Genomic DNA, 19,458 nt, shown 5'->3' with positions numbered 1-19,458 from the left:
ACTAATCAAACCAACAAATCATGAACAGGATTATTCTGTTGAGCGCCAGCTTATTATGGGGCCTAACTACCCTTCAGGCTCAGGAATACAAAACCAAATTGGCGAATGCCAAAGACCGGAAAGTAACCATCGAAATGGACGCGACCTCACTCAAAATTGAAGGCCACAACAGCGACGATGTCATTATTCTGGCATCATCGGGCTACGAAGCACCACCCGAACGCGCCAAGGGGTTGAAACCAATCTATAATACGAACGTCGACAATTCGGGCATTGGCCTGGCTGTAACGACCGAGAATGGTGGCCTGCGAATTGAAAAGGCAACCCGTAAACAAATCAAGTACACGATTAAACTGCCCCGCAAAGTGGCACTGCTCTATCAGGAAGTGAACTGGCAGGGGTCGAATGTCAGCATTACGAACATGGATGGCGACCTGGAAATCAAAACCAACAACGCATCCATTGATCTTAATAACGTGACCGGGCCCATCGTCGCCAATACGATCAACGGGGAAGTCAAAATCGTTTACTCGACCTTGAGTCAGGAGAAACCAACGGCCATCTCAACGATAAACGGCCCGGTCGATATCACGCTGCCCGCCAATGCCAAAGCCAATCTGAAACTCCGGTCAATTAACGGAGAAATGTATACGGACTTCGATCTGGGCGTGAAAACATCGAAAGATGGCATGTCGAAAGTTGGGGGCGGTCACGACATCGACGGCACCACAAACGGCGGTGGTGTTGAGATGCAGCTTAAGACAATTTCCAGCAACATCTATATCCGAAAACAAAAGTGATTCACGACTCCCCTCTTCACGCTCATGAACAAAAGCCTACTCCTGATCCTGCTTGGATTGCTCATCCGGCCCGCCTTCGGGCAGAAGATCATTGAAAAAACGTTGCCCGTCACCAGCGGCCAACTCGTGAATCTCAACCTGAAATTTGCCGATAGCATTCGGGTGCGCTACTGGGACAAACCGACGGCCCTGGTCCGAATCACCGTTACGATCAATGGCGGCAAACTAAATGACGCGCTGCTGGTCACCTCCGGTTCGACGGCCGGGGAAGTGACCCTCAAAACCGACTTTGATCAGGAGCTAATCAAGCAGGGCAAACCGGAAGACTGCCCTGGTGAGCATCATTCCTGGAACAGCGGCCGCGATGGCACCCGGTACATGGTATGCAGCGACCTCAACTATCAGGTGTTTTTACCCCGGCAGGCCCAGTTGAAACTTGAAACCATCAACGGCAACATCGATGTCCAGGGAGCCACGGCTCCCGTGTTTGCCAAAACCATCAGTGGTTATATCGACATGGGCTGGCCGAAAGCGAAAGGGGCTAACGTATCGATGAAAACCATTACGGGCGAAGTTTATTCAAACTTGTCCATTGAGTTTAAAAACAAGAAAGAAAAGAACCCCATTGTCGGCTACCTGCTCGAAGGGACGTTAAACGGCGGAGGTCCGGCGGTTCGGCTGGAGTCGATCAGCAACAACGTTTACCTGCGGGAGAACGATTAGCCGCCATAAAAGCCATTTTCCGATAAGAGGGCTGTGTACGCACAGCCCTCTTTTTTCGTTATTCAGGCTTACGTTCTACCTAGGTGATTGGTTGGAGTTGAATAAGTACCGAGTCGAACTTAATCACCCCGCTGAAACGAAAGTCCTGATTATAAAAACCTCAATGCCTACTTTCAGTAGCAAAGCCCCTACTGCGTATGTATTTCCCTGGTATCTCCTGCTGTTTAGGCCTACTTCTGTTTGTCACGTCTTATTTACACGGGCAATCGACGGAAAAAGGGGACCGGATAACGGGCCCTAACTTTGCCACGCGCAGCCCTGTGCTGGCTCGTCATGGCATGGCTGCGACCAGCCACCCGCTGGCAACGCAGATTGCGCTCGATATTCTGAAGCAGGGCGGTACGGCCGTCGATGCGGCTATTGCGGCCAATGCGGCCCTTGGCGTTATCGAGCCCAATAATGGCGGCATTGGTGGCGACTTATTCGCCATTGTGTGGTCGGCTAAAGAGCATAAACTACATGGTTTGAATGCCAGTGGCCGCTCGCCAAAAGGGTTGTCGTATGATGCCCTGAAGGCTGTACTGGGAAAACGGTCACAAATTCCGCTCTATGGTCCCCTATCCGTATCGGTGCCGGGCGCAGTAGATGGCTGGTTTACGCTGCACCAGCGTTTCGGCAAGTTACCCATGCGTACCCTGCTGGCACCAGGCATTCGATATGCCCGCGAAGGCGTACCCGTTCCGCAGGTGATTGCCTACTCGTGGCAGGTAGCCGCTGGCCGGTTAGCTGCCAGTGAAGCCATCGTCCAGGAGTTCGACAATTTTCGCCACACGTTTTTGTTAAACGGGAAAGCGCCCACCGAAGGACAGATTTTCCGAAATCCAGATTTGGCTGACACGTACGAAAAAATAGCCAAAGGGGGGCAGGATGTTTTCTATAAAGGAGCCGTGGCCGATGTCATGGATCGCTACGCCCGCCGGGTGGGCATCTATCTGCGAAAGGCCGATCTGGTTGCTCACCAAAGTACCTGGATTGATCCCATTTCAATAAATTATCGGGGATACGATGTCCATGAATTGCCCCCAAATGGGCAAGGAATTGCCGTTCTGCAAATGCTCAACATTGTGGAAGGCTACGATTTGAAGAGCATGGGACATAATAGCGCCGATTATTTACACCTGCTCGTCGAAGCCAAGAAGCTTGCCTTTGAAGACCGGGCCAAATACTATGCCGATCCTGATTTTGCCAAACCTTCCATCAACTGGCTACTTACTAAAGACTATGCCGCTACCCGCCGAAAATTGATCGACCTCAACAAAGCCTCCAGCCGACTCGATGCCGGAGACCCGGCCCTGCGGGCTGGTGACACTGTTTACCTGACCGTAGCCGATGACCAGGGGAATATGGTATCGCTGATTCAAAGCAATATGCTGGAATTTGGGAGCGGCATGGTGCCCGACGGGCTGGGATTTGTCTTTCACAATCGGGGTACCAGTTTCAACATGCAGCCGAACCATGCCAATGCCTACGTACCGGGGAAACGGCCCTTCTCCACCATCATTCCCGGTTTTGTCACTAAAAATGGGGAGCCTTTCCTCAGCTTTGGGGTCATGGGCGGGGCAATGCAGCCTCAGGGACACCTACAGGTGCTTTGCAACATCATCGACTTCGGCATGAATATCCAGGAAGCAGGTGATGCCGCCCGCTTTAGTCATTCGGGCAGTAGCGAACCTATTGGCACGCTCATGACCGACGGTGGCCGACTGGCGCTGGAAAGCGGCATTTCGCCACAAGTCCGCCTTGACCTGGAAAAACGAGGGCATCAGCTGACGCCAACTGATTTCTTTGGTGGGTATCAGGCCATTCAATGGGATGCCGTTAATCGCATTTATTGGGGTGCCAGCGAGATGCGGAAAGATGGGCAGGCGGCTGGCTACTGACCCTACTCTTTAGAACAAAAACAAGACTTTATAAGAATCCTATGATATGACTAAATAGGGTCAAAGACGAACGATAGCCTCCGTTTTTTTCGAAACACTATGCAGGAAGCATACCACTCAGTAAGTAATAAATTTAATGGTGTCAGAACCGTAAATTCTGGCATAGATTTGGCCACTCGTTCGTTTAATAAGCAATTTACATTAACTCAATGAAACGTTATGGCATCTCTTGCAGATAGGATCGCGAGTTTTTTTAGTGGCAATGACTCTACTACAGACGAAGGGTTACGGGACTTGTTTATCAGCGAATTAAAAAGCGTTTATTACAGTGAAAAGCGGGCCGTCGACGCACTCGGCGACCAGGCCGAAGCCAGTACAACGGACGAAGTAGGGAATGCTTTTTTAGCGCATCAGGAACAAAGTCGCATTCAAGTAGAGCGATTGGAAGAAATATTCAAAATTATTGGCATCAAAACCGAGACACGCACAGCCGATGCCATCGATGGACTCATTAGTGATGCCAAGCGTGTGGTGGCAGATACGGAATCGGGTTCGCTAACGCGGGATGCAGCGTTGATTATTGCGGCACAGAAGATTGAGCATTACGAAATTGCGGCCTATGGCTCATTACTTACACTAGCCAAAATGCTCGACTTCAACCAATCGACCGAGTTGCTGGCCAAAACGCTCGAAGAAGAAAAAGAAACGGACAGAAAACTGACCATTCTGGCCGAGTCATTCGTCAACACACGGTCAAAAGAAGAAGAAGAAATGCACCCCGGAAGTCATCATGCGAGCCGCCACGTAGCCCACAGTACGGATTCAGACGTTACGCTGGGCGGACCGCTGGGTATATAATCGACGACCTATCTTTCTAACCAGAAGAGCCCGGCAATTGCCGGGCTCTTCTGGTTAGAAAGATAGAAAAAACGCCACTATTGTATCCCCGCGCTCTTATGCTTTTTCTTCGCCAGCACGGGTGTGCTTTCGGGTGGCTGCCGGTGGTGCGTTGCCTGCTCGTAGGCATACACGAATTTAATAAGCGTTGGTTCGCTATACGGTCGGCCGAAGAACTGCAAACCAGCAGGCAGGCTACCGTAGGTGAAGCCCATCGGCACTGAAAAAGCAGGGAATCCTGTTGGTGGCGACAGTGCATTGTTATTTGTGCCGGAGGGCGTATTCAAATCTCCGATCAGCCGGGGCGGGTAGCTAAAGGACGGATAAACCAGCACATCGACTTGCGTCGAATCCATAGCCCGCAGTAATAATTGCCGCAGCCGTTCGCGCAGGGCCAGGTTCTTTCCCCACCCTTTATGGGCTTCGGGTGCCAGGGTATCGGCCTGGGCATCCAGCAGCGATTTTTCAAGATAAGGGTGAAATTGCTTCGACTTAATAATAGAGCCCAGTGTTTTGTGCGGAGCGTTAGGCCCCAGACTCGCCAGATACAGGTTGAAATCGCGCCTTAACTGCGGGATGGTATCAAACGACTTGTTGATCGTATCCAGTTCAGGCACCCGAACCGAGTCGATTACGATAGCACCAGCCGCCCGAAGTTCCTCCAATGCCTTATTGAACAGGGCGTATACCTGGGGGTCTGAATTTTTGGGCATAATCATCTGCCGAAATACACCAATACGAGCGCCTTTCAGCCCATTTTTATCCAGAAATTGCCGGTACGTCCGGGGAATTTTCCCCTGGCTTTGCCTGGTCACGGTATCAGCTTTATCGTATCCCACAATCACATCGAGCACACGCACGGCGTCTTCCACCGTTCGGCAAATGGGTCCGCCGGTATCGTTGGTCATCGCCAGCGGAGCAATGCCGTCGCGGCTAACGAGACCCAATGTTGGGCGAAACCCAACCAGGCTCTGGTGAGAGGCTGGCCCCCGAATGGAGCTTCCGGTATCGGTACCCAGCCCGATCGTACCAAAATTAGCCGTCACGGCGGCTGCCGTTCCGCCACTCGACCCCGCCGTTGTGCGTTTGGTATCGTACGGATTGCGCGAATAGCCCGGCAAAATGGAACTGACCGAGAACTGCCCCGACATAGCAAACTCAGCCAGATTCGACTTGGCAATGATGATTGCGCCCGCTTCCCGAATTCGCCTGACGACATAGGCATCATCGGGCGGGATCGATTTTTTCATGGCCAGCGTCCCATTGGTGGTCGGCATGTCGTAGGTGTCATAATTATCTTTCACAATAATGGGAATGCCATGCAGCGGGCCTACCAGTTTCCCAGTTGCTTTGTAGAGCGAGTCGAGCCGTCGGGCTTCGGTCAGCGCTTTTGGATTCACCATAATGATGGCGTTCAGATACGGCCCCTGTTTATCATAAGCCTCGATCCGGTCCAGATACAGCTGAACCAGTTGTTCGGCGGTTACTTTACCCGCCTGCATGGCTTCGTGTAAACTAGTGATGGTCGCTTCCTGAAGGTGCTTAGTCTTAAACGACTGGGCTCCAGACGGAGCCACACCAAACCTATAAATGACAAAAAGACAAAGTAAGTATTTCTTCATTTAGCCGAATAAAGGATAACTTTACCCCCGTTACGATGATTATTTGCCATAATAATAACCTTTTATGCCAAATAAAGTCGCATCATCTCCGAATAGTATCATTTCCTATTTCTTTCAACACGTTTTACGGCTTACCACCTCTTTATGAATCGAAAACTTACCCTGCTCACGTTAACGTTCATCGCAACTTACGCCCTAATTCCACCCCTCCGGGCTCAACAGACCAACCCAAAAACTCCGCCAGTTGCTAGAGTCGATAAGCGATATATCGACGAAGTAAAAGCCCTGAGCGACCAACCTGCCGTGAAGAAAGCGTTTCAGATTTTCATCGATCTGGAACCGCAAACGAAACAGGATCACCTCAACCTGACCGAAACACCCGCCCCGCCGTTTAAAGAAGGCGTACGGGCCAAAAAATATGCCGCCATGCTGAAAGAAGCGGGTGCCGATTCCGTCTGGATCGACGAAGTAAGCAATGTGATCGCCAAACGAAAAGGGCGCTCCGGTAAACGCACCATCGTAGTCGAATCGCACCTGGACACCGTTTTCCCGGAAGGCACGGATGTAAAAGTAAAGTATCGAGGTGATACGCTTTACGCACCCGGCATTGGTGACGATACCCGCGGGCTGACCGCCATTCTGGCCGTGTTGAAAGGCATGGAGAAAGCGGCCATCGAAACCGAGGCCGACGTGTTATTTGTCGGTGCCGTGGGCGAGGAAGGCCTCGGCGATCTTCGTGGTGTCAAACATTTACTGCGGCAGGGAAGCCAGAAAGTCGATTCGTACATTGCCGTCGATGGCGATGGGATCAGTTCGATTGTTCACCGCGGGTTGGGCTCGCACCGCTATCGGGTTACGTTTAAAGGACCCGGCGGCCACTCATATGGATCATTTGGCATCGTCAATCCCCACAGTGCGCTGGGCAAAGCCATTCATTACTTTACGACAGAGGCTGACAAAGTGACCCGGCAGGGCGTGAAAACCACCTACAGCGTCAGCGTTGTTGGTGGTGGCACCTCCGTGAATGCCATTCCCTACGAATCGTGGATGGAAATAGATATGCGTTCCGAAAGTCCCGAAAAGCTCAATGAAGTTGATCAGTTATTGCAAACGGCTGTTCAACGGGCCTTAACAGAAGAAAACGGCATGAAACGGCAAGGCCCCGACCTGACCGTCGACGTTAAAAAAATTGGCGACCGGCCATCGGGCAAAACGGAACAGACAGCCGCCATTGTGCAGCGGGCAATGGCCGTAACATCCTACATGAACGCGACCCCTCAGTTGGAGGTGGCCTCCACAAACGCCAACACGCCTATTGCACTGGGTATTCCGGCCGTAACCATCGGTAGCGGAGGCATTGGCGGAGGAGAACATTCACTGAACGAATGGTGGCTGAATGACAAAGGGTATCTGGGTATGCAACGGATTCTATTGCTGCTGCTGGCCGAAGCCGGTCTGAATAAAGGTGTTACCGCATCGGGGTCAAAATCAGGCGTCAAACGTTGAAAAGTTCTCTGAATGAATCGCCTGGTTTACAGGTGATTCATTCAGAGAACTTCCAGATTTTCCGTTTGTTGCACAGGTAAGTACACAAAGAAGGTGGATCCTAACCCTAATTGGCTACTCGCCCAGATTAGCCCCTCGTGGTTAGCCGCCACTTTCTCGCAGATAGCCAGACCAATACCGGTACCAGCGTATTCGCGCCGACCATGAAGCCGTTGGAAAACCTGGAAAATGCGATCCAGGTACTTTTCATCGAAGCCAATGCCATTATCAACCACATCGATGCGATGGTAAGCCGGAGCCGTCCGGGAAGGTTTCACCGTTGTAGGTAAGTCAAACGCAGGTATGAGGTGGGCGTTTATCTGAATCTGGGGTGCAATCAGCCTGCCTGACTCATCTGCCCGGCGAAATTTCAACGCATTACTCACTAAATTCTGAAAAAGCCGTCTAAGCTGGGCATGATCACCGCTAAACGTCGGCAACGAGCCCACCTGTACGGTTGCTCCGGTTTCCTGCATCACCAGGTCCAAATCGAGCAGGGCCATTTTGACGGTTTCATTGAGCGAAATAGCGACGCGCGCATCGCGCCGGGTCGAGATTCGGGAAAGGCTCAGCAAATCCCGGATCAGGGTCGACATTCGACTGGCTGCCGACTGCATCCGCTCCAGATAAACCAGTTCCAGCTCCGATGGCGCAACAAACTGGCTTTTCAACAAATCACCGAACTGTTGAATTTTACGCAGAGGCTCCTGCAAATCATGACTAGCCACGTAGGCAAACTGCTGTAAGTTCTCATTCGACCGACTTAGCAACGTATTTGCTTCACTAAGGGCCTCATTGGCTGCGGTTAGTTCTTTTGTTCTGTGTTGCACCTGCAGATCCAATTCAGACGAAAGCGTTCGGTAGCGTTCCTCGCTCTCTTTTAAAGCAGCATTCGCTTTTCGCAGTTCGAGCAGTTTTACAACCTGCTGGGCCAAGGCTTTTAAGGCATCTAACTGTGTCTGGTCTAGCGTTCTGATTTTTCTATCGATAACACACAGGGATCCCAGTGCGTGACCACTTGGATCAACTAAGGGCATTCCAGCGTAAAAAACAATATGCGGATCTCCCGTTACCAGCGGATTGCTGGCAAAACGGGCATCCTGGCGCGAGTCTTTAACGATCAGTGGGGTACTGGGGTCAATGATATTATGCGCACAAAAGGCGAACTCCCGTGGGGTTTCTTTCTTATCCAGCCCATGGGCCGATTTGAACCACTGTCTTTTGTCGTCAACAAGACTGATTAAGGAAATGGGTGTTTGACATATGGCGGCTGCCACCTGTGTAATAGCATCGTAATCGGCCTCTGGAAGCGAATCCAGTATATCGTAACTTTTCAAGGTTGCTAACCGACTACCTTCCTCGACTGGGGTGGGCGGGTTACCCATAACGTAAGCTAATGTAGTAGTGGTGGTAACGAGTGCTTTTCTTTTTGTGTCCCAACACTCATCAACGGATTAGCTTATAAGCAACATACTTACCTATTTGTTCATAATTAGCCAAAATAAGGTAGACACGGACGGTGCGGCCACCATTTAAATCAAGGCAAATGGGATAATCCATCAGCTTCTTTAGCAGAAATACCGCCTGGTTTCCGGCTTTTTTGTAGCTTGCAGCAACTCGTCCATCCGATAAATCCCATTTAAAAACGTGATCAGAGCCCTTGTCCTTGTTTTGTTTATATGTTTATCTGCGGGATTGGTCCAGGCCCAGGAATTATATATGCCGCGCAACATTAAAAAAGCCTACCAGAAAGGAACCCGATCCATGGATGGCAGACCCGGCAAAAATTACTGGCAGAATTTTTCCCGATATGCCATCAACATTACCGTCGCCCCGCCCAGCCGAACCATTCGTGGGACGGAAGAGATCACATACATCAACAACAGCCCCGATACCTTAAAAACGCTCGTTTTCAAGCTAATTCTGAATAGCCATAAGCCCGGTGCCGTTCGGCAGGGGCCCGCGTCAGCCGATTACATGACGTCCGGCATTCACATCGACAAATACACCGAAGGCACGAGTACCCGGCAGTTTCCGGATGCGGGTACAACGACCGGGCATCGTATGCAATTAACCAAAGCGGTTGTCCCCCATGACTCGGTGAAACTTACGTTCGACTGGCATTATGATGTGTCGGTAGAGAGCGGACGGGAAGGGGCGCTGGACTCGACAACGTTCTTTCTGGCTTATTTCTACCCCCGCGTAGCCGTTCTGGACGATTATTATGGCTGGGATGTGACGCAGTTCACCGAAGCGCAGGAATTTTATAACGACTTCAATGACTACACGCTGACGGTCAATGTGCCCAAAGATTACATCGTCTGGGCAACGGGTGAGTTGCAAAATGCCAGCGAAGTCCTGCAACCCGCTTACGCCAAACGCCTGAACGAGTCCATGCAGACCGATTCGCTCGTTCACGTGGCAACGCTGGCGGAGTTGATGGCCAAAAATGTAACGGCTCAACAGCCCGTCAATGTCTGGAAATGGAAAGCCAGCTACGTACCCGATATGGCGTTGTGCATCAGCAATCATTACGTATGGGACGCGTCGAGTGTGATTGTCGACAAGAAAACAAACCGCCGATCCAGCGTACAGGCGGCTTTTTTGGACACAGCCAAAGACTTCCACCAAATGGTTAGTTTCGGTCGGCATGCCCTGGATTGGTTTTCCAATAACCTGCCGGGTGTTCCTTACCCATACCCTAAAACGACGATTGTGCAGGGATTTGCCGATATGGAATACCCGATGATGGTGAACGATGCCACCACATCGGACCTGAACTTTTCCCGTTTTGTGGCCGAGCATGAGCTTGCCCACACGTGGTTCCCGTTCTATATGGGCATCAACGAAACCCGTTACGGATTTATGGACGAAGGCTGGGTAACGGCCTTTGAATACCTGATCAGCCAGGCCGATCTGGGTACGGAACAGGCGACGAAAAACTTCCAGCAGTTTCGGGTGTCATACTGGAGTAAAGACCCTTCGGCCGAAGAAGATCTACCGATCATTACGCCCGCCAACGTCCTGAGCGGAGCGGCTATGGGCAATAACGAGTATGGAAAAGCCGCCATTGGCTACCTGGCCTTAAAAGAGTTACTAGGCGATGAGCTGTTCCGCAAAAGCTTGCATGAGTTTATGAACCGGTGGCATGGAAAACACCCCACCCCCTGGGATATGTTTTACAGCTTCAACAGCGCTTCGGGCAAAAACCTGAACTGGTTCTGGAGCAACTGGTTTTTCAGCAATAATTACATCGATTTTGCCATTCAGAAGGTTGTTCCAGCGTCGGCACAAACAGCAATCACGATTCAGAACATTGGCGGGTATGTAGCCCCGGTCGACGTGGTCGTGACGTTTGCGGATGGCACCTCTGAAACATTTCACCAGACACCAGCCATTTGGCAAACGAACCAGAAACAGGCAACCGTTAACGTGCCAACCAAAAAGAAAGCTCGGTCGATTACCCTTAAAGGGGGAATTTATATGGATGCCGACGAAAGCAATAATAGCTGGACAGCGCGATAAGCGTAGTTCGCTGTCAGGCGTTCACACGCCAACGCCGTTCCTCAATTCGCACGGGCTTAGGGAACAATCGTTTACGCCGGTACGTCTATAAAGAAGTACTTCATTCTGAGTTTATGACTCGCCGACAGCATTTTGTTATTATCCTGATTTTAGGAACACTCTCGACAATCAGTCCTTTTTCCATTGACATGTATTTGCCGGGTTTTCCGGCAATCGCCAGTGACCTGCACACGTCGATCTCGCAGGTTCAATTATCGTTAACGGCCTACCTGATCGGCATTTCAGCGGGGCAACTGCTCTATGGCCCCTTGCTGGATCGGTTTGGCCGGAAACTCCCGCTGTATGCAGGTCTGAGTCTTTACATAGCGGCTTCTGTGGGTTGTGCGCTGAGCACGTCTATTGACACGCTTATTGCGATGCGGCTCCTGCAGGCATTGGGTGGGTGTGTTGGTCTGGTGGCGGCTCAGGCCCTGGTGCGCGACTTGTTCCCGGTCTCCCAAATTGCCCAGGTCTTCTCTTTGCTTACACTGGTCATTGCGGTTTCGCCCATGATTGCCCCAACCGTTGGCGGCTATGCGTCGGTGGCCTTTGGCTGGCATTCTATTTTTATTATCCTGGCGGCCATAACAACGCTCATTCTTATTGGTGTTTATTTTGTTTTACCCGCCGGCCGACTCCCCGACCCTGCCCTGTCGTTGCATCCAAGGGCGGTGATGGGCAGTTTTTTTACCGTTTTAAAACAGCCCCAGTTCTTAACGTATGCCCTTGTGGGCGGCATTGCCACAGCGGCTCCTTTTGCGTATTTGGCGGGCTCGTCCGACGTGTTCATGAATATCTATCACGTGAGCGCCCAGGAATATGGCTGGATCTTTGCCTTTCTGGCCATCGCCTTAATTGCCCCGACACAATTGAATCAGGTTCTGCTCAAACGATTCACCAACGAACAAATCATTCTGACTACCCTGGTTTACCAATCGGTGGTGGGCTTGCTGCTGGTTTTAGGCACCTGGGCGGGCTGGTATGGGCAGTATGGCCTGATTGGTATGCTCTTTCTGTTTTTGGGCGGTCAGGGACTAACCAACCCCAATGCCTCAGCCCTGTCGCTGGCTCCTTTTACCCGTCATGCAGGCAGTGCTGCCGCCCTGATGGGTAGTTTCCGGATGGGATTTGGCTCCATTATTTCTGCCTCGGTTAGTATTTTGCATAACAACACGGCCATTCCCATGGTCGGTATTATGACAACCTGCGTACTCCTCGGCTTAGCCATTCTTTTGGTCAGCGAGCGGGTTATCCGCTATCGAAGCAGGCAGTCCAGCCTGGATGAGCCACTGGCTGAAGCGATGTTATGAATGAGTACCCTGATCGTAATGAGGCCGCTGGCTACCGGCTCGAATCCATCACCATCCCGACGCTGACCGATAGCCTATTAGCGAAACATAGTGGCGGCTTCGTTTCGTCGTCTGAAGCGTATGGAGACATTGTGCCACAGGTCATTGATCTCAATCACGGCTCCTTTACCAGTGCATCACCCGGTGTGCCTTTCCCACTCGTTGTGGTCAGGCAAACAGAGCAATCCCTGCTACTGGCGTGCTCGTGTACCGAGCCAAACGATAAGCTGTGTGCGCACCAGGTTCAGGTGTTAGCGGCCATTATCCGGCGCACAGAACTACGTCTATTTTTCGATGAAGCCCTGCGGAAAGAAACTATCAGACCCGTTGCCAAAGACTATGGGCTCGAAAACGAAACCTCACTGGATGCCTTTTTCCGGGTAGAGATTGACCAAAAAACGGTTCACATACGCCCCCGGCGTGCGGAGCTTTTACGACTGACCCAAGTCGATAAAGAGTATCTGCAGGCCAGCTTATTACCCGGCCCGGAACGACCATTATCTGCTTTTACGGAACCAGTGCCAACCCACAAACGGATTCTGGTCTTCACAAAGCACCGCTATTCTGATCATTTCTGTCTGGAGCTTTTTGAAGCCGCTACTGCCCGCAACAGTAAACTGAAGAACCCATTAACGCCCGTTCAGCCACTCGACTTACTGACGAAAGCAGATAACTTGGCCGACGTTAAGTTTTATTCGGCAGTAGGCAAATTTCAGAATCAGCGCCGGTCAAAAAAAGAAGAAACCGACCTGGAAAGCCTGCGACTGGTAGCGCAAAACCCATTGAAGCTGGGCGTGTATTACCATTCGGGCCGTGTTTCAGAGAACATAACCGCCCATTCGCTTGTCCCGGTAAAGCTGGAAATCCTGAAGGCAGGCCTCCGCCTGACCGTTCGGTTTGTGGCTGGTTTCTATGAAATCTGGGGTTCATTAACCCTTAGCGGTACGTCGTATCCATTACATAAACTGGCGCTCAGGTACGATTATTTTATCCTGCTCGACGACATACTGTATCTGATCGACCACCCGGCTCATCTGCGCGTTATTCAGTTTTTCAACAAGAAGAACAATACCATTGTCATTCATAAATCCAAATACGATGAGTTTCAGCAAACGGTTCTGGCTAAACTCGAAGAGCAGGTACCGGTCGAATACGCCTCTCTGAAACCAGCAACGCCCGAGCAATTAGCCGAAACTGGGTTTACGCAGGAACGAGAGCGTATTCTTTACCTGTCCGACTCCGAAAATTACGTCCTAATTACGCCCGTCATCAAATACGGTCCTGTTGAGGTGCCGGTTATGTCGAAACGCCAGATTCAGTCGGTCGACAGCAAAGGCAAACCGTTTAGGGTACCTCGTGATGAGGACGCCGAGATTCACTTTACAATGGCCGTGCTGAACCAGCACCCGGATTTTTATGATCAGGTAAATCAATCCTGCTTCTATCTTCACAAAAAACACATGCTCGATGAGAGCTGGTTTCTGCCCGCTTTCGATACCTGGCGTAGCCAGGGCATTCGTATCCTCGGCTTCAACACGCTCAAAAGCAACAGGCTTAACCCCAACAAAGCGAAGGTTTCGGTTACAGTCAGCAGTGGCATAAACTGGTTCGAAACGTCGCTGGGGCTGACCTATGGTAAGCAGCAGGTATCGCTCAAACACCTGCAAAAAGCGCTTAAAAACAAGAGCCGGTTTGTTTCACTCGACGATGGAACGCTGGGCATCTTGCCTAGTGAGTGGCTCGATCGTTTCACCGCCTACGTTCAGGCAGGCGAAGTCGTTGATGAGCACATTCGAACACCCAGGGTCAGCTTCTCCAGCATTCAGGAGTTGTACGCCGAAGAAGAACTGATGAACGACGTGAAAGATCAGTTGGCGTTGTTCACGCGAAACTTCAATGACTTCCAGTCGATCCGCCCGGTTGCGGTGCCAGATGGGTTGCAGACATCGCTTCGGACCTATCAGAAAGAAGGCTTGAACTGGTTGAACTTTCTGGACGAATTCGAGCTGGGCGGGTGCCTGGCCGATGACATGGGACTGGGTAAAACGATTCAGATTATCGCCTTTATTCTGTTGCAACGGACCAAAAACCGACCTAACACCAATTTGATTGTTGTGCCGACTTCCCTCCTGTTCAACTGGCAGGCCGAAGTAGCCAGGTTTGCGCCCGACCTCCGCATTCAGACGTTTTACGGAGCAAACCGCAGCCTGAAAAAGAAAGCATTCGATCAGTATGAGGTCATTCTCACCTCCTATGGCACTCTCCTGTCCGACATTCGATTTTTGAAAGAGTACTCGTTCAACTATGTTTTTCTGGATGAATCGCAGGCCATTAAAAATCCCGAATCACAGCGTTACCAGGCGGCCCGACTGTTGCAGTCCCGTAACCGGATTGTGCTGACCGGCACGCCCATCGAAAACCACACGTTCGATTTATATGGGCAGCTTTCCTTTGCCTGTCCGGGCCTGTTGGGCAGTTACAACCATTTCAAAGCACACTATTCGACGCCGATCGACAAGTTCGATGACCGGCAACGGGCCCGCGAGCTGCAGGCCAAAATCAAACCCTTTATTCTCCGTCGAACCAAAGCCCAGGTGGCCACCGAGCTTCCCGACAAAACGGAGATGATTCTGCATTGCGAAATGGGGCTGGAACAACGCCGGGTCTATGATGCCTATGAACAGGAGTTTCGTAATTTTCTCTTGACAACCAAAGAAGGCGATATTCCCAGAGAACGCTTGCATGTGTTACAGGGACTCACCAAGCTACGCCAGATTTGCAACAGCCCGGCGCTGCTCAATGACGAAGCGTTTTATGGTAACTCGTCGGCAAAGATTGATCTGCTGCTGGAACAGATCGAGAACAAATCGCCGAACCATAAAATCCTCGTGTTCTCCCAATTTGTAACCATGCTCGATCTGATTCGAACCGAGTTGGAATCCCGACAGATTGGCTTCGAATACCTCACGGGCCAAACCAGTGACCGGGCGGCTAGCGTCAATCGGTTTCAAAGCGACGACACGGTTCGGGTGTTTTTGATTAGCCTGAAAGCCGGTGGCACAGGCCTGAACCTGACTCAGGCCGATTATGTGTATCTGGTCGATCCGTGGTGGAATCCCGCCGTTGAGAATCAGGCCATCGACCGGAGTTACCGGATTGGCCAAAAGAAAAATGTAGTGGCCGTTCGGCTAATATGCCCCAACACTATTGAGGAAAAGATCCTGGAGCTTCAGGAGGCTAAACGAGAACTGGCCGACAATCTGGTCAAAACCGATACGGCTATGTTAAAAACGCTGTCAAAGGCTGACCTGTTGGCTTTGCTCCGGCGAGCCGTTTAACCACCGGCTTCCGGCCCTTCATTTTTGGCTACTCAACTTGTGACTCTTCTCCGATCAATGCGTCTTATGGGCTTTACGGATGTATTTCAGGATAAGTATTACCAGGAAAGGCTATTTTGTTAGCAATAAATTAACAGGGACATCAACTTGAATCACTAGTAGTTTGCAGCAAACTCCCTTAATTTTCGCATGCAGCCATCTCAAACCTACCGTATCCATGACTAAGTTAGATCTTGAACTTAATGCCGTCAACAATCTTTCCTTTGTGGCCGATGCTTATCCCTACAAAGACACTGAAACGATTATTGTTGTCCTTAAATCTCCACTTCGAACGAGTCTGCCACCCGATCGCTCGATCTTGTCCTTTCAGGCCGCGAACTTCACGGTTCCAGCTGTCATAGAAGCGTACGAACAGGAAGTTATCCTATTTCTGGCCGAGACGTTACGTGTTGCGGAAGATCTACTGGCCAAATCGACCGTTTATAAAATAGCTCATCTCAACCCGCTCTTCCTGAACTAGATAACGTGAATAAGGCCCTGATTTAATCACCTAGCGATTTGATATCTGTAGAAGGTATAGGGTGTCGGTAGCCAGGCGTGCCGTAGGCACACGATAAAGCTAATGGGTTGCGTGCCTATAGCACACCTGGCTACCGACACCCTATACCTTCTACAGATATGTCGTACCGACGGCACTTAACACATTGTATATCAATAACTCAATACTACTGATTACAGTAAAATAGCGCTAGCGCTCATCGCAGCGCTACCTTAGGATCATCTTCATAAGCGGAGCCAATCCGGCAAAGCTGCTGAAGAATTTCAGCAAAGAGTTCGTAAAGCCATTTTAGCTGCTCAACGTCTTTGATGACGCCAACCACGTTAAACACCAGTTGGTCCACTTCTTCTGGAAATTGGGTTGACCGCCAGCCATCATCATCTTTAACCTCCAGGTTAATAGCTGGTTGAGCGTCGATCAATTGCTGAATCCTTAGGGGCTGGAACAAAAGCCGCAGTTTGGTCTCATCATTTCCCTGAATAACGAAGTTGTCATCAAATTCGGGAAAGCCGATCTCAACATCCTGCATACCAAGCATTTTACCCAGGCCGCTAAAGACGCCTTTCCGGTATATTTTGAAGCGAAACCCATCCTTGTTTACATATGGCGCCCTGATTCGGGTACAGGTAATGTGTGATTTCCCCGTCGACACAGTGTAGGTATCCAGAGTCACTGTCCATTCGTGAACACTCGCTTCAACCTTACTCCCTTTCCAGAAGCCACCTTCCACATAGTCAGCGTGCAACTCTGCAGCCAGTTGCTGCCAAACTTCATCCTTGAAAGGACCAAACAATTGTCGGAGTATGCTCATGTAATTTGCTCTAAAAAGGGTAAATACCGTTATGTGTCGTTAAGTACAGGATAAGCTTCTCTTTTTGGGATCGGTAAATTATATACTTTTAAAGAAATTAATAAACTTTTTATTTACCAAAATACAATTAGACCTATATTAGCAGAATCAAACCAACCGTACTTATGTCTAATCTGATTCGTGAAATTGCTGCTGTTACGCAACTTCCCTTTGTAGCTGATGCGTATCCCTACAAGGATGCTCAAACGATCGTCGTTGTTCTAAAGCCAGAGTTACGGGAAGGTCTACCCTTAAACCGGTCCATGCTAACGTTTCAGGCAGATAGCTTTACGGTAGATGCCGTCATACAAGCCTACCAGCAGGATGTCGTTCTTTTTCTGGCAAAAACTTTGCACAAAGCTGAGCTTCTTCTGGCCAAATCGACAAAGACTGAAATGACATACCTTGTGCCACTCTGCCTGAATTAGCCATTATGGCAAACCCATTGAATTTAGCACTGCCAGACGATCTTATAAGTTCCGTTGCCAGCTTTCCCGCAGTTGAACCTGCGCGGGTGTTGCCTGCGGATCGACCTGAAAAATGTATTTCTTAACCAATTCTTTTTCGGCAACTGTACTTTTCACGGTGATCTCCTGCCCGTCTCGTCTAACGGTCATTGAATAAACGTCTCCCACGGCCTGTTTCTTAAGTTCATTCTGAATGGCAGGCATCGTCTCCAGCGAAACGGGTTGCCCATTATAGGCGATCCATTCGTCTTTTTCCTGCAGGCCTGCTTTCCGCAACGAGTCGCCCAAAGTAGTCAGAACAATCTTATTGTCGATTAAACCCGCTCCCATTCCCATAGAAGGCGCTTTTTGGCCGGTGGGAACGGATGGTGTATAAGTGATACCCAGTTTGCCATAATACTCACTGAAAGGTAACGGCTCGGTGGCTTTGATATACCGATTGAAAAAGTCGGCAATTTCAGGATACGTTTTTTGGGTAAAAATGGTAAAAAATTCTTTTTCCGGAAATGCCTGATTGGGTCCGTAGGTCGTTGCCAGTTCGTTAACAACCTCGCGCAGTCCCCGCTTTCCCTTCGACAGCTCGAGCAGACGGATGTCCAGCAAACCGGCTACCAGCGCACCACGGGCATATATATTTCCGTATTGCCGCTGGCCTTCGTCGGTGTAGCAAGTTAACCCCAACTTGCTCAGACTATAGGTTGTATCGACACTTTTATCGTACGCAATTTTCTGGCTCAGTTCATTGAAATAGGTGGGCAGATCCATGATCTGACCGCGCAATTGCATGGCATCACTCGCCCATTCCGTTACGCCTTCATACAACCACAAGTGCTCCGATGGCGTGGGCGTAACAAAGTTGAACTGCTGAATTATTTCGCTGTGGATGTTCAGCGGAGTCACTACATGAAAAAACTCGTGCGCGGCAATCGACGTCATATTATCAGCCAGCTTTTTCGAAAATTCATCTTCCCGAATCACATATTCCGAGCTGTAGGAGTGCTCCCAGGCACCCCAATCCTGGTCTTCGAAATGATAAAGAAAGGTATAACGCTTAACGGGTAACTGTTTCAAAAACTGACCAGCCGCGTTGAGCATCGACTGCATGTTAGTCAATAACTGATCGGACTTGATCTTGTCCGTTTTCGAATACGTGTACACATCGATCTGCGCCCCGGCAACCGTCGTGGTGGCTTTGGTCAGACGACCCAGTAAAATGGGCGAGTCCACGATACGATCATAATTGGCAGCGGTAAAATAGCCTTTCTCATTTTTCTCCAAAGCCGTGCCAACCGACCACTCGGCAGGATAATCGAGTTTCACATTAATAGGGGACGCCTGCATACCGGTTGGAAACCCAAATACACCCTGCCCGTTGATCAGGACATGGTCTTTTTCGATGGATGTCCCACACATGTTGTACGGCTTATGCTCGTTTACGGGCGTATCCCAGGTTTCGAGAATGCTGTACTGAATGGTACGTACGTTTTGAGGCTGGTCCAATTGCCACTGATTAGTGGCTATCTGTTTTGTTTTCAGCTCGCGTCCTTTCCCATCAAATGCTTTGAACGACCGAACATAACGGCCAATGTCCATGATCTGGTAGGTACCGGGGGCGGTAGACGCAAACTGATAAATGGCATTATCGGCCGTTAGCCCAGCCACGTGCAACGTTACCTTGAATTGGTCGTCAGCCCGGTCATTGAGGTTCACTTCATAGACCAGTGGCGTAGTAGGCTTTGCAAAACTATGTTGAGCAATCAGAATGGCGGAGGCCAGAAGCAGAAGGCGTAAGGACTTCATATAC

The 19,458-nt window shown here is 50.3% G+C and carries 14 protein-coding genes; 10 read left to right on the top strand and 4 right to left on the bottom strand.

Translation table 11 applies throughout. The features are described from left to right. The first annotated feature begins 20 nt into the window (after positions 1–20). From ACYVAM_RS17660 to ACYVAM_RS17645, 4 genes are all read left to right on the top strand, one after another. The gene (locus ACYVAM_RS17660; protein ID WP_461069323.1) at positions 21–800 is read left to right on the top strand and encodes a DUF4097 family beta strand repeat-containing protein; all 780 of its coding nucleotides are present in this window, start codon (positions 21–23) and stop codon (positions 798–800) included. Positions 801–824: 24 nt separating this feature from the next. Next, the gene (locus ACYVAM_RS17655) at positions 825–1,523 is read left to right on the top strand and encodes a DUF4097 family beta strand repeat-containing protein (protein WP_461069321.1); all 699 of its coding nucleotides are present in this window, start codon (positions 825–827) and stop codon (positions 1,521–1,523) included. A 197-nt stretch (positions 1,524–1,720) separates the two neighbouring features. Next, a complete protein-coding gene (gene ggt, locus ACYVAM_RS17650; protein ID WP_461069319.1) occupies positions 1,721–3,463 on the top strand; it encodes a gamma-glutamyltransferase in 1,743 nt (580 codons plus the stop codon). Positions 3,464–3,682: 219 nt separating this feature from the next. After that, positions 3,683–4,321 carry a YciE/YciF ferroxidase family protein gene (locus ACYVAM_RS17645; RefSeq protein ID WP_461069317.1) on the top strand — a complete coding sequence of 213 codons (639 nt, stop codon included), beginning with the start codon at positions 3,683–3,685 and terminating at the stop codon, positions 4,319–4,321. A gap of 77 nt (positions 4,322–4,398) precedes the next feature. Here ACYVAM_RS17645 and ACYVAM_RS17640 read toward each other — a convergent pair whose 3' ends face one another. Continuing rightward, positions 4,399–5,982: an amidase family protein gene (locus tag ACYVAM_RS17640; protein WP_461069315.1), complete on the bottom strand. Its 1,584-nt coding sequence runs from the start codon at positions 5,980–5,982 to the stop codon at positions 4,399–4,401. A 144-nt stretch (positions 5,983–6,126) separates the two neighbouring features. On the opposite strand from ACYVAM_RS17640, the gene ACYVAM_RS17635 reads away from it, so the two are divergent. Beyond that, on the top strand, positions 6,127–7,488 hold the full coding sequence (locus ACYVAM_RS17635; RefSeq protein ID WP_461069313.1) for a M20/M25/M40 family metallo-hydrolase: 1,362 nt from the start codon (positions 6,127–6,129) through the stop codon (positions 7,486–7,488). 41 nt (positions 7,489–7,529) lie between these two features. On the opposite strand, the gene ACYVAM_RS17630 is transcribed toward ACYVAM_RS17635, so the two are convergent. Further along, on the bottom strand, positions 7,530–8,912 hold the full coding sequence (locus ACYVAM_RS17630; RefSeq protein ID WP_461069311.1) for a GAF domain-containing sensor histidine kinase: 1,383 nt from the start codon (positions 8,910–8,912) through the stop codon (positions 7,530–7,532). A gap of 334 nt (positions 8,913–9,246) precedes the next feature. On the opposite strand from ACYVAM_RS17630, the gene ACYVAM_RS17625 reads away from it, so the two are divergent. The 4 genes from ACYVAM_RS17625 (at position 9,247) to ACYVAM_RS17610 (ending at position 16,298) form a co-directional block, all read left to right on the top strand. Further along, positions 9,247–11,052: a M1 family metallopeptidase gene (locus ACYVAM_RS17625; RefSeq protein ID WP_461069309.1), complete on the top strand. Its 1,806-nt coding sequence runs from the start codon at positions 9,247–9,249 to the stop codon at positions 11,050–11,052. A 113-nt stretch (positions 11,053–11,165) separates the two neighbouring features. Continuing rightward, a complete protein-coding gene (locus ACYVAM_RS17620) occupies positions 11,166–12,401 on the top strand; it encodes a multidrug effflux MFS transporter (protein WP_461069307.1) in 1,236 nt (411 codons plus the stop codon). After that, positions 12,398–15,778 carry a DEAD/DEAH box helicase gene (locus ACYVAM_RS17615; protein WP_461069305.1) on the top strand — a complete coding sequence of 1,127 codons (3,381 nt, stop codon included), beginning with the start codon at positions 12,398–12,400 and terminating at the stop codon, positions 15,776–15,778. Before ACYVAM_RS17620 ends, ACYVAM_RS17615 begins: the two co-directional genes overlap by 4 nt. Before the next feature lie 217 nt (positions 15,779–15,995). Then, complete coding sequence (locus tag ACYVAM_RS17610) at positions 15,996–16,298, top strand: hypothetical protein (protein WP_461069303.1); 303 nt, start codon at positions 15,996–15,998, stop codon at positions 16,296–16,298. A 235-nt stretch (positions 16,299–16,533) separates the two neighbouring features. On the opposite strand, the gene ACYVAM_RS17605 is transcribed toward ACYVAM_RS17610, so the two are convergent. Then, positions 16,534–17,148 (bottom strand): DUF3137 domain-containing protein, encoded by a 615-nt coding sequence (locus ACYVAM_RS17605; RefSeq protein WP_461069301.1) that lies wholly within the window; start codon positions 17,146–17,148, stop codon positions 16,534–16,536. Between the two features lie 164 nt (positions 17,149–17,312). Here ACYVAM_RS17605 and ACYVAM_RS17600 point away from each other — a divergent pair, with 164 nt between their 5' ends. Next, positions 17,313–17,615, top strand: coding sequence for a hypothetical protein (locus ACYVAM_RS17600; protein ID WP_461069299.1), 303 nt, complete (start codon positions 17,313–17,315; stop codon positions 17,613–17,615). A 42-nt stretch (positions 17,616–17,657) separates the two neighbouring features. Here the strand turns inward: ACYVAM_RS17600 and ACYVAM_RS17595 are convergent, their stop codons facing one another. Then, positions 17,658–19,454 (bottom strand): M61 family metallopeptidase, encoded by a 1,797-nt coding sequence (locus ACYVAM_RS17595; protein ID WP_461069297.1) that lies wholly within the window; start codon positions 19,452–19,454, stop codon positions 17,658–17,660. Between the last annotated feature and the right edge of the window lie 4 nt (positions 19,455–19,458).

The sequence above is a fragment of the Spirosoma horti genome, from assembly GCF_054776595.1.
The sequence above is the reverse complement of the archived record's forward strand: the minus strand, read 5'-3'. Positions and strand labels throughout refer to the sequence as shown.

Bases quoted from the DNA above. Each gene is read 5' to 3' on its own strand.
- ACYVAM_RS17660 (WP_461069323.1), top strand. From the start codon at position 21: ATGAACAGGATTATTCTGTTGAGCGCCAGCTTATTATGGGGCCTAACT.
- ACYVAM_RS17655 (WP_461069321.1), top strand. From the start codon at position 825: ATGAACAAAAGCCTACTCCTGATCCTGCTTGGATTGCTCATCCGGCCC.
- ggt (WP_461069319.1), top strand. From the start codon at position 1,721: ATGTATTTCCCTGGTATCTCCTGCTGTTTAGGCCTACTTCTGTTTGTC.
- ACYVAM_RS17645 (WP_461069317.1), top strand. From the start codon at position 3,683: ATGGCATCTCTTGCAGATAGGATCGCGAGTTTTTTTAGTGGCAATGAC.
- ACYVAM_RS17640 (WP_461069315.1), bottom strand. From the start codon at position 5,982: ATGAAGAAATACTTACTTTGTCTTTTTGTCATTTATAGGTTTGGTGTG.
- ACYVAM_RS17635 (WP_461069313.1), top strand. From the start codon at position 6,127: ATGAATCGAAAACTTACCCTGCTCACGTTAACGTTCATCGCAACTTAC.
- ACYVAM_RS17630 (WP_461069311.1), bottom strand. From the start codon at position 8,912: ATGGGTAACCCGCCCACCCCAGTCGAGGAAGGTAGTCGGTTAGCAACC.
- ACYVAM_RS17625 (WP_461069309.1), top strand. From the start codon at position 9,247: ATGCCGCGCAACATTAAAAAAGCCTACCAGAAAGGAACCCGATCCATG.
- ACYVAM_RS17620 (WP_461069307.1), top strand. From the start codon at position 11,166: ATGACTCGCCGACAGCATTTTGTTATTATCCTGATTTTAGGAACACTC.
- ACYVAM_RS17615 (WP_461069305.1), top strand. From the start codon at position 12,398: ATGAATGAGTACCCTGATCGTAATGAGGCCGCTGGCTACCGGCTCGAA.
- ACYVAM_RS17610 (WP_461069303.1), top strand. From the start codon at position 15,996: ATGACTAAGTTAGATCTTGAACTTAATGCCGTCAACAATCTTTCCTTT.
- ACYVAM_RS17605 (WP_461069301.1), bottom strand. From the start codon at position 17,148: ATGAGCATACTCCGACAATTGTTTGGTCCTTTCAAGGATGAAGTTTGG.
- ACYVAM_RS17600 (WP_461069299.1), top strand. From the start codon at position 17,313: ATGTCTAATCTGATTCGTGAAATTGCTGCTGTTACGCAACTTCCCTTT.
- ACYVAM_RS17595 (WP_461069297.1), bottom strand. From the start codon at position 19,454: ATGAAGTCCTTACGCCTTCTGCTTCTGGCCTCCGCCATTCTGATTGCT.